Source organism: Clostridia bacterium (assembly GCA_012840125.1).
Classification (GTDB): Bacteria; Bacillota; DULZ01; order DULZ01; family DULZ01; genus DULZ01.
Map to the genome: position 1 here is coordinate 1 of DULZ01000002.1, position 9,866 is coordinate 9,866.

Here is a 9,866-nt window from a genome sequence, read left to right on the forward strand (position 1 = left end):
CTTTTAAAATGTCCAGGATTTTAACCGTAGTATCGGTATCGGGCCCATCATCAAAGGTCAAAGCCACCTTCTTCTCCTTCGGATCCCCCTGGTTAAAAACGACCCCGGGAAACTCGGAAGCCAAATCGATGATTTCCCGTTGGGGAAAACCCCGCCCGGTCCGTTCCGGTCCCCCCTCCAGCTCGTAGGCGGAAGAGAGCTCCACCGGCTGCTGCTTCACGTCGTACTCGGTCAATTCCCTGGGTACCGACCGGTTCGGCACCGGCCTGATCTGCCAACCTGCCTCTGCCAACCAAAAACCGAGGGCAAACAGAGCCAAGATGCCCACCGCCCAAGACACTCTTTTGCGGTTCAACTCCATCACCTCAAGACTAGCTTGACCAACAGGCTGGCAGATTATACTATTATTTTTATTCTACCGGCTGACTGCAACCGTACTCCGCAAGGTATCCCACATTTCGCCGTTCAACAACCCCAGGCGCCACAGGGCAATGCCCCTCAACCGGTAGCGCTTGGCGATCCCCACTTTGGTAAGCAGGCTGTCCGGGTTTTCGCTGGGGATGGAAATGCCCAGGATTAGCTTTTCCTTGGGTACCTGGCTTAACGCTTGCTCCACGGCCTGGATCACCAGAGAATCCGGTTCCGGCTTCGAGCCGTAGTCGTAAGCCATGATGATAATCCGGTCCGCCGCTTCCCCCAGGGCCTGGTAATCATATCCTTGATAGGCGCTATTGGGCGGATGCAGCGTCAGGGTGAGTCTCAACCCGGCTTGGCGGGCTTGCGCCGCCAGCAGCCGGACGAAATGGTTAAAAGCCTGCCGGGTCTGCAACAGTTCCTCCCCCTCTTCCCGGTAGCCCAATCCCTCAAAGTCCAGGTTAATCCCCCGGTAGAGGACCGCTTCTTTCATTATATTTGTAACGGCCTCCGTCACCGCTTGTTCACTGGGCAGCAAGGATGCCAGAGTGCCGTCGCCGTCCGTCACATGAATCACCATTTCCGCGGCCAGGCCGTACTCCCGGGCGGCTTGTAAAACCTTTTCCCAGCCGTCGGGCCTTTGCCAGCCGGTCCTGCTTTTCGTCAAGAGGTTGCCGTCCCGGTCCAAGCTGTACCAACCGGCAGCTATTTCATCCACCACGTCCGTATTGCCGGTCCGGGTTTCCGGGTAAGGCACACCGAACAGGTCAGTCCAACTGCTGGTCTTACTGTCCCCTAAGGCATAAAACCCGATGACGGTCATATCTACGGGCGGGGACGTGATGCTGACCGCCCCGCCGGTGCCGTCCCACTCCACCCGGCAGTTGAAGGCCTCGCTGAAAAAGCGTAGCGGGATCAGCACCCTGCCTTGCTCGATTAACGGCGGCGCATCCAACCAAACGGGCTGCTGGTTTAAGTACGCCGTAGGATTGTTCACTTGCAGCCGCACCACCGTTCCCCCTCCCGTGGTGGTCACGGTGCGGGTCTGCTCATCCCAGTTCACGGTTAGATTCAGGGCTTCGGCAATGGCCCGGAAAGGCACCATGGTCCGGCCCTGGTGAATTAGGGGCGGCACGTCAAACTGCACCGGCAGCCCGTCCAGGAAAACTCCAATGGGTCGACCCTCCTGTGCAGAAGCGGCAGCCACGGGCACCAAGAACAATACCATTAATAGAAGAGCGCAGGCGCAGAACTTTTTCGTGTTCATCCGGCAACCTCCCGGTCGGTGCTGGGTAACACCTAGTATTAAACCGCCATTTGGCATAAGTTATTTACTTTGACCCTGGGACTGCATTATCCTGCAACCGGCATTTGTTATTCAACGTATTCCCTGGATTAATCCCTGGTCGCCGCCTGCCGGGAGGATGTATATCCCACCCAAAATATTTCACTTTCCTTGCCGGCCCGGCGGGAACCTAACTAAGTTATAATTAATCTTGGTTAATTATTGCGATTTACAAACAAACTAGTGGAACGGCAGGAGTTGCTGCCGGCTCCTCGAATAGAGTCAGTAAGAAATAGTAAGAGGAATCAATAAAGGGTCGTTTAAAAGATAGATAGTGAAAAATAGTGCAATCTATTTTGCATCTAGTGGTCTCGTTCATAACGGGGGCGGGAAAATGTTCTCCTTGGAAAAAGTCAGAGATTTGCTGCATGCCCGGGTGCTCTGGGGAGAGGAGTTCCTCCAGCGAGAAGTTAACATGGCCTTCGGCTGCGACCTGTTAAGCGACATGCTGGCTTACGCACCCGAAGGAGTTTTACTTTTAACGGGATTAACCAACGAGCATTTGATCAATACGGCGGACATCATTGGCGCCCGGGGCATCGTGTACGTCCGCGGCAAAGTCCCCGATGAAGCCGTAATCAATTTGGCCAGGCAGAAACAAATTCCCCTCCTGAGCACGAAGATGTTCCTTTTTGAAAGCTGCGGTGTGCTGTACGCCCACGGCCTATCCGGCCTGGTGGAGCCCCAATACGCCCATCGCTAGCCCAGCATCGCACCGGAGTTTGTGGGCAGGGAGGCAGCGCCGGTGGTTATCGATGGCAAGTCCAAAGCCATTCGCTATACCTTCCAGGTAGCAAGCATGGATTTTCAGGCGGCGGGCCAAGCGGCCGGCAAGGTCAAACAGGTTTTGCTCGGTATCGGTTACGACCCCCAAGTGGCCAGGCGAGCGGCAATCATCACCTATGAATTGGAGATGAACCTGGTCATTCACGGCGGCGGCGGCACATTGACAGTGGAATTGTCGCCGGATCTGATTGAAATTTCGGCCGAGGATCATGGTCCCGGCATACCCGATGTGAACCTGGCGATGCAGGAAGGCTATTCCACCGCTCCGGCCCATGTACGGGAAATGGGCTTTGGCGCCGGCATGGGATTGCCCAACATCCGCCGCTGGTCAGACAAATTAACTATTGCCACGGAGATTAATAAAGGAACGAAACTTCTGGCCGCTATCTACTGCAAAAAGCAGGAGTAGGTGATGGACGTGGGGAGCTATTTTCATTCCGTCCGGTTGGAGGTTGAGAAGTGCAGGGGCTGCACTAACTGCATCCGTCATTGCCCTACCGAAGCCATCCGGGTAAGAGAAGGCAAGGCCCGGATCATCGAGGAGCGCTGCATCGACTGCGGCGAATGCATCCGCGTGTGTCCCAATCAAGCCAAGATCGCTGTGAGCGACAGCCCGGATAAATTGAAGGAATTCAAATACACCATGGCCCTGCCCGCTCCCTCTCTTTACGGGCAGTTTCCCGAAAAAGTCAGCATCGGCACCGTTCATGCCGCTTTGCTCAAGCTGGGCTTTGACCGGGTTTTTGAAGTGGCTTACGCCGCCGACTTGATCTCGGCAGCCACCCAGGCGTACATAGCCGGGGCCCGTTCCCCTAAACCCCTCATTTCCCAGGCCTGCCCGGCAGTGGTCAGTTTGATACAAGTCAGGTTTCCCCTGCTGTTAAGTCACTTGATCCCCATCGCATCGCCCATGGATGCGGCAGCCAGGCTGGCTAAGGCGGAAGCCGCCGCAGCCGGGTTTAAGCCTGAGGATGTAGGCGTGTTCTTCATTTCCCCCTGCCCGGCGAAAATCACCGCTGTGCGGCGGCTCAGGCCTGATGCTGCCAGTCATGTAGACGGGGTTTTAACCATCCGGCAGGTTTACGGGGAAATCCGCAAGATGCTGCCCACCGTAGTGCGGGAACTCCCGGTCAAGGCTTCCGCCGCCGGTGTAGGATGGGGCCGTTCCGGGGGCGAAGCCACCGCATTGGAAAAAGTCAATACTCTCGTGGTGGACGGCATCCACAATGTCATCAGTGTCCTGGCGGAAGTGGAAATGGGCCACTTGGCGGAAATCGATTTCCTGGAGTGCCAGGCTTGTACCGGCGGCTGTGTGGGCGGGGCCCTAACCGTCACCAATCCCCACCTGGCCATGGCCCGCCTAAAACACCAGGCCGGCACCGTCAAAAGAGCCGGCCGGGAACAGCAAGAAGAATACCGCCGGTTACTGGACCGGTACGATTGGTTCAAGCTGGGCAGCATCACCGGGCAGCCGCGGCAGCCTTTTTCACTGGACCGTGACGTGGCCACGGCCATCAGCAAGCTGGAAATGCTGGAAAAAACCCTGGCCTCCCTACCCGGTTTAGATTGCGGCTCCTGCGGCGCACCCACCTGCCGTGCCCTGGCGGAAGATATCGTGCAGGGTTTGAGCTTGGAAACAGACTGCGTATTTAAGCTGCGGGAAAAAGTGAGCAAACTGGCCAAAGAAGTGATGGAACTGGCTTCCCTGGTGCCGCCGGCCATGGGCAGTGCCAGGGAGCACAAACCGGCGGGAGAGGATGAAAACGAGCATGGAACTGGCTGAAATCGTTGCCGCCTTGAATTTAAAACCGGTGGGCGGTGCCGCTCTGGCAAAACAGGTGACCGGCGTCTACTGCTCGGATCTCTTGAGCGATGTCATGGCCGCAGCCCAAGCAGGCTCCATCCTGGTCACCATCCTGACCCATGAAAATGTGGTGGCAGTGGCCGCCCTGCTGGACTTAGCCGCCGTCTTGTTTACCTGCGGCAAGCAACCGGGAGCCGAAACGATGCGCCGGGCGGAAGAAAACGGGGTGCCCCTGCTGTTGACCGGCATGAGCACCTTCGAAACAGCCGGCAAATTGTACCAACTACTGGCTGCTAGGGGTAGCGATCATGAAAGCGGCCGGTGCTGACTTGCATGTACACAGCGTCTTATCCCCTTGCGCCGGCGATGAGATGACACCGCCCCTGGTGCTGGCCAGAGCCGTGGAACAAGGGCTGCGTTTCATTGCCATTACGGATCACAATTCCACCCTGAACGTGCCGGCCTTTTGGGAGGCGGCCAAAAACTATCCCATTCAGGTCGTACCGGGCCTGGAACTGCAGACCCGGGAAGACGTCCATCTGGTCTGCTTATTCGATACCCCGGAAAAGGCCTTCCGCCTGCAGGAAATCGTGGACCGGACCCTGCCAAGGGTCAAAAACCGGGAGGAGTTTTTCGGACCCCAGTGGATTGTGGACGCCTGCGGCCGGATTACCGGCACCGAGGACCGGCTGCTCCTCAACAGCCTGGACCTGTCCTTAACAGAAGCGGCCGCGGAGGTAGTGCGCATCGGGGGCGTATGCATCGCTGCTCACGTCAACCGGCAGGGTTTCAGCCTGCCGGGGGTGCTGGGGCTGATTCCCCCCGAGCTGCCGCTGGCAGCGCTGGAGATATCGGACCCGCAGTCCGTGTCCACCCTGTCCCATACATATCAATGGTTCAAACGTTACCAACTGGTTTTCTCCTCGGATGCCCACTACCTGGTCGACCTGGGAAAAGTGCGCACCATGCTTCCCGAGGAGATCGACAACACCGCTGTCCTCATCGACTTTTTCCGTCACGCCATGGAAAATCAACAGCTCTCAAAGAGCTGATTGACCCTCACATACCCGGAAAGGGGGGATTGCCTGGAATTAGGACAACCGGTGCCGGACATGGTTACATCATTTATCAAAGGGGGTCGGAAGAATGAGCTGTTGCTGCGCAGAGAAACAAATTGACTACGAGAAGCTGGATGAACTGCTGGAGCCTTATCGCGGGCAGCCCAGCGCCTTGATTGAAGTGCTGCACCAGGCCCAGCGGTTGATAGGCTACTTGCCCAAGCCGGTGCAAATCCGCATCGCCAAAGCCTTAGGCGTGTCCCTGGGAGATGTTTACGGCGTGGTTTCCTTCTACTCCCATTTCAGCATCAAACCCAAAGGCAAGTACAATATCTCCCTGTGCAAAGGCACCGCCTGTTACGTGAAAGGCTCACCGGAAGTGCTGGAAAGAATCGAACACGATTTGGGCATCAAGGCCGGGGATACCACCGATGACGGGATGTTCTCCCTGGAAGTGGTCCGGTGCCTGGGAGCCTGCGGCTTGGGGCCGGTCATGATGGTGAACGACCATGCCCACGGGCTGTTAAAGCCGGACAAGGCTTCCGCTATCCTGGAAAGCTACCGCCGGCAATAGGTGATGGGATGACGGAAATCTCCCTGCATATACTTGACATCTTGCAAAACGCCAAGGAAGCAGGTGCCACCAAAATCCTGCTGGCGGTGCTGGAGGATGAGCAAAAAGACATCCTGGCCTTCACCGTCGCCGATAACGGCCGGGGCATGGACGACAGGCTCTTAGAAAGAGCTTTTGACCCGTTTACCACCACCCGGCAGAGCAGGAAAGTGAAAGTGGGACTGGGATTGCCCATGCTCAAGGCCACGGCGGAAGCCAGCGGGGGTTATGTGAAGCTGTATTCCAGGCCGGGCAAAGGTACCCGCCTGAAAGCCGTTTTCCAATACAGCCACCTGGACCGCCCGCCCATCGGCAACCTGGCCGGCAGCATCTGTGTTTTCCTGGCGGACACCCGTGACCTGCATCTGCGATACGTGCACCGGAAAAACGGCAAGCGCATCGTCTTCGACAGCCGGGCCTTCGCCGCCCAGCACGGTGTCACGTCTTTTGCCGAGCCTCAAGTGTTCCGCCTGCTCCTCACGGGCTTGCAAGCACAACTCAATCAGCTTTGAATGGAGGTGATTTCATGCCAACCTTAGCGGAGCTGGAAAAAATCAAAGCCGATACCCTGGAAAAGATGGGTGGCCGTGAAAGTAGTCACAAGATCAAAATAACCATCGGCATGGGAACTTGCGGCATTGCCGCCGGTGCCCGGGAGGTGATGCTGGCCATCATGGACGAGGTGGCTAAGCGCAACCTGAAAGACGTCATCATCTCCCAGACCGGCTGCATCGGCATGTGTGCCCAAGAGCCCTTGGTAGAAGTGGAAATACCCGGCAAGTCTAAAGTGATGTATGGCAAAATCAATGGGCAAAAAGCTAGGCAAATCGTGGCACAACACGTGGTCAACGGGATCACCGTCAGTGAATGGGTGGTCAAATAGCTCGCAAAGGGGGGTTTTCAATGGAGTTCTTCCGCTCACATGTACTCATCTGCCACGGTACTGGCTGTGTGGCCTCCGGGCGGGAAAAACTGAAAGACGCATTGGCGGCGGAGTTAGCCAAGCGTTCGCTGGATAAAGAAATTAAAGTGGTGGATACGGGCTGTTTCGGTTTTTGTCGCTTCGGCCCGAACATGGTCGTCTATCCGGAAGGAACCTTCTACTGCCAGGTGCAGCCGGAAGATGTGCCGGAATTGGTGGAAGAACATTTCATCAAAGGCCGGCCGCTGGAAAGGTTACTCTTTAAAGCACCGGAAGCAGAACCGGCACGGGATCTCCATGACATTGACTTCTTCAAGCACCAGAAAAGGATTGCCCTGCGGAACTGCGGCGTCATCGATCCGGAATCCATCGAAGAGTACATTGCCCAGGACGGCTATTTTGCCCTGAGTAAAGTCCTCACTTCCATGACTCCGGAACAAGTCATCGAAGAAGTGAAAAAAGCGGGCTTGAGGGGCCGCGGCGGCGGTGGCTTCCCGACGGGCCTCAAATGGGAATTTGCCCACAAAGCTCCCGGCGATATCAAGTACATCATCTGTAACGCCGACGAGGGAGACCCGGGTGCCTTCATGGACCGCAGCATCCTGGAAGGAGATCCCCATGCAGTGTTAGAAGGAATGGCCATCGCCGGCTATGCCATTGGTGCCGGCCAAGGCTATGTCTACATCCGGGCCGAGTACCCCATCGCGGTGAACCGGGTGAAAAAAGCCATTGAAGACGCTAGAAAGCTGGGCTTGCTGGGCAAGAACATCTTCGGCACTTCCTTCAGCTTTGACATCGACATCCGGCTCGGGGCCGGCGCCTTCGTCTGCGGCGAGGAAACGGCCCTTCTGGCTTCCATTGAAGGGCGCCGGGGTGAGCCGCGACCCAGACCTCCTTTCCCGGCGGTTTCAGGTCTATGGGGTAAACCGACGGTCATCAATAACGTGGAAACCCTGGCCAACGTGGCTACCCTCATCCGGGAAGGAGCCGACTGGTTCCGGTCCATCGGTACGGAAAAGAGCAAGGGCACCAAAGTCTTCGCCCTGGCCGGCAAGATCGAAAACAACGGCCTGGTGGAAATCCCCATGGGCACCCCACTGGGCACGATAATCTACGATATCGGCGGCGGCATTCCCAACGGGAAGAAATTCAAAGCGGCCCAGACCGGCGGTCCTTCCGGCGGCTGTATCCCGGCCGAGTACCTGAATGTGCCCATCGACTACGATTCCCTCACAGCCCTGGGCACCATCATGGGCTCCGGCGGCCTCATCATCATGGACGAAGACACCTGCATGGTGGATATCGCCAAGTTCTTCCTGGAGTTCGTCAAGGAGGAATCCTGCGGCAAATGTACCGCCTGCCGGGTCGGCACCACCAGGATGCTGGAGATCCTGGACCGCATCACCAAAGGCAAAGGGCAGGAAGGCGATATCGAACTCCTCATTGAACTGGGACAAACCATCAAAGATTCGGCTTTGTGCGGCTTGGGCCAGACGGCGCCTAACCCTGTCTTGAGCACCATCCGCTATTTCCGTCACGAATATGAAGAGCACATTAAGGATAAGTACTGCCGGGCTTCCGTCTGTGCTTCCCTGTTCAACTCCCCTTGCCAGAACGCCTGCCCGGCCAATGTGGATATTCCTATTTATGTAGACCTGATCCGGCAGAAGAAATACACGGAAGCTTATGAAACCATCAAGGAAGAGAACCCCTTACCCATCGTCTGCGGCCGGGTCTGCAACCATCCTTGCGAGGGCAAGTGCAACCGGGGCAAACTGGATGAACCCATTGCCATCCGCGAGCTGAAACGGTTCGCTTCCGACTACGTGCTGCAGCACGGCTTCCCCAAAGAGGAAGCACCGGCCCAGAAGAAGGACGCCAAGGTGGCCGTCATCGGGTCCGGACCGGCGGGCCTCACCTGCGCTTACTATCTCGCTAAGAAAGGGTACCCGGTCACCGTCTTTGAAGCCCTGCCCGTGGCCGGAGGTATGCTCGCCGTCGGTATCCCCGCATACCGGCTGCCGAAAGACACCCTGCAGAAAGAAATTGACACCATCAAAGCCCTGGGGGTGGAAATCAAGACCAACTGCGCCCTGGGCCGGGACATCACCTTAGCACAGCTCAAGGAAGAAGGCTACAAGGCATTCTTCGTGGCCGTGGGCGCCCACCGGGACCTGAAGCTCGGCATCGAGGGTGAGGAATTAGAAGGCGTCATGCCGGGAGCCACTTTCCTGCGGAAGGTCAACCTGGGCGAAAAAATGGATCTCACCGGCCGCTCCGTCATCGTGGTGGGCGGCGGTAACGTAGCCATCGACGCGGCCCGCACGGCCCTGCGGCTGGGAGCGAAAGAAGTACAGCTGGTCTACCGCCGGCAGAAACAAGACATGCCCGCCTTGCGGGATGAAATTGCCGAAGCGGAAAAAGAAGGCATCAAGATCCACTGCTTTACCAACCCGAAACGGATCATCGGCGCCAACGGTCGGGTCACCGGCGTGGAATGCCTCCGCATGCGAGGCGGCGAATTCGACCGGAGCGGCCGCCGGACACCGGTGCCGGTGGAAGGTTCGGAGTTTATCTTACCCGCTGACTTCGTCATTTCCGCCATCGGGCAAACGGTGGACCGGGATCTGGCCCAAGCCGCAGGCATCGAAGTTTCCAAGTACGGTACGGTGGTCACCGCTCCGAAGAGCTCCCTGACCAGCGTGGCAGGCGTCTTTGCCGCCGGCGACTGCGTCACCGGACCGGCCACCGTCGTAGAAGCCATTCAAGGCGGCAAACGAGCAGCCGGCGAAATCGACAAGTTCCTGGGCGGCGACGGCATTGTGGTGCCCACCAAGGCACGGGTCAGGAAACTGTCCGGCGAACTGATGGAAAAGGAACACCCGCGCATCAAACCTGCCGCTTTGGCACCGGAAAAACGCCTC

The 9,866-nt window shown here is 57.5% G+C and carries 10 protein-coding genes and 1 pseudogene; 9 read left to right on the plus strand and 2 right to left on the minus strand.

The annotated features are described in order from the left end of the window. Together GXX34_00220 and GXX34_00225 are read right to left on the minus strand one after the other, a co-directional pair. Nucleotides 1–76, minus strand: a pseudogene (locus GXX34_00220) (polysaccharide deacetylase family protein). A gap of 339 nt (nucleotides 77–415) precedes the next feature. Continuing rightward, nucleotides 416–1,681, minus strand: coding sequence for a copper amine oxidase (locus GXX34_00225; protein ID HHW05949.1), 1,266 nt, complete (start codon nucleotides 1,679–1,681; stop codon nucleotides 416–418). Between the two features lie 412 nt (nucleotides 1,682–2,093). Between GXX34_00225 and GXX34_00230 the strand changes: the two genes are divergently transcribed. From GXX34_00230 to nuoF, 9 genes are all read left to right on the plus strand, one after another. Then, complete coding sequence (locus GXX34_00230) at nucleotides 2,094–2,462, plus strand: transcriptional regulator (GenBank protein ID HHW05950.1); 369 nt, start codon at nucleotides 2,094–2,096, stop codon at nucleotides 2,460–2,462. Between the two features lie 96 nt (nucleotides 2,463–2,558). Then, complete coding sequence (locus GXX34_00235; GenBank protein HHW05951.1) at nucleotides 2,559–2,954, plus strand: anti-sigma regulatory factor; 396 nt, start codon at nucleotides 2,559–2,561, stop codon at nucleotides 2,952–2,954. Nucleotides 2,955–2,957: 3 nt separating this feature from the next. Then, complete coding sequence (locus GXX34_00240; GenBank protein ID HHW05952.1) at nucleotides 2,958–4,328, plus strand: 4Fe-4S dicluster domain-containing protein; 1,371 nt, start codon at nucleotides 2,958–2,960, stop codon at nucleotides 4,326–4,328. Further along, nucleotides 4,315–4,677, plus strand: coding sequence for a serine kinase (locus GXX34_00245; GenBank protein ID HHW05953.1), 363 nt, complete (start codon nucleotides 4,315–4,317; stop codon nucleotides 4,675–4,677). The genes GXX34_00240 and GXX34_00245 overlap by 14 nt, the downstream gene beginning before the upstream one ends. Then, on the plus strand, nucleotides 4,658–5,401 hold the full coding sequence (locus GXX34_00250) for a PHP domain-containing protein (GenBank protein HHW05954.1): 744 nt from the start codon (nucleotides 4,658–4,660) through the stop codon (nucleotides 5,399–5,401). The genes GXX34_00245 and GXX34_00250 overlap by 20 nt, the downstream gene beginning before the upstream one ends. Nucleotides 5,402–5,495: 94 nt before the next feature. Continuing rightward, on the plus strand, nucleotides 5,496–5,981 hold the full coding sequence (locus GXX34_00255; GenBank protein HHW05955.1) for an NAD(P)H-dependent oxidoreductase subunit E: 486 nt from the start codon (nucleotides 5,496–5,498) through the stop codon (nucleotides 5,979–5,981). An 8-nt stretch (nucleotides 5,982–5,989) separates the two neighbouring features. Beyond that, nucleotides 5,990–6,532, plus strand: a complete 543-nt coding sequence (locus tag GXX34_00260) for a sensor histidine kinase (protein ID HHW05956.1) — start codon at nucleotides 5,990–5,992, stop codon at nucleotides 6,530–6,532. Nucleotides 6,533–6,546: 14 nt separating this feature from the next. Next, complete coding sequence (locus GXX34_00265; GenBank protein ID HHW05957.1) at nucleotides 6,547–6,903, plus strand: (2Fe-2S) ferredoxin domain-containing protein; 357 nt, start codon at nucleotides 6,547–6,549, stop codon at nucleotides 6,901–6,903. Continuing rightward, on the plus strand, nucleotides 6,888–9,866 hold a 2,979-nt coding region (gene nuoF / locus GXX34_00270), incomplete at its 3' end, for an NADH-quinone oxidoreductase subunit NuoF (protein HHW05958.1). The genes GXX34_00265 and nuoF, both read left to right, overlap by 16 nt.

Excerpts from the sequence above, each read along its gene's own strand:
- GXX34_00235 (HHW05951.1), top strand. The coding sequence starts at position 2,559 with ATGGATTTTCAGGCGGCGGGCCAAGCGGCCGGCAAGGTCAAACAGGTT.
- GXX34_00230 (HHW05950.1), top strand. The coding sequence starts at position 2,094 with ATGTTCTCCTTGGAAAAAGTCAGAGATTTGCTGCATGCCCGGGTGCTC.
- GXX34_00240 (HHW05952.1), top strand. The coding sequence starts at position 2,958 with ATGGACGTGGGGAGCTATTTTCATTCCGTCCGGTTGGAGGTTGAGAAG.
- GXX34_00255 (HHW05955.1), top strand. The coding sequence starts at position 5,496 with ATGAGCTGTTGCTGCGCAGAGAAACAAATTGACTACGAGAAGCTGGAT.
- GXX34_00225 (HHW05949.1), bottom strand. The coding sequence starts at position 1,681 with ATGAACACGAAAAAGTTCTGCGCCTGCGCTCTTCTATTAATGGTATTG.
- GXX34_00245 (HHW05953.1), top strand. The coding sequence starts at position 4,315 with ATGGAACTGGCTGAAATCGTTGCCGCCTTGAATTTAAAACCGGTGGGC.
- GXX34_00250 (HHW05954.1), top strand. The coding sequence starts at position 4,658 with ATGAAAGCGGCCGGTGCTGACTTGCATGTACACAGCGTCTTATCCCCT.
- GXX34_00265 (HHW05957.1), top strand. The coding sequence starts at position 6,547 with ATGCCAACCTTAGCGGAGCTGGAAAAAATCAAAGCCGATACCCTGGAA.
- GXX34_00260 (HHW05956.1), top strand. The coding sequence starts at position 5,990 with ATGACGGAAATCTCCCTGCATATACTTGACATCTTGCAAAACGCCAAG.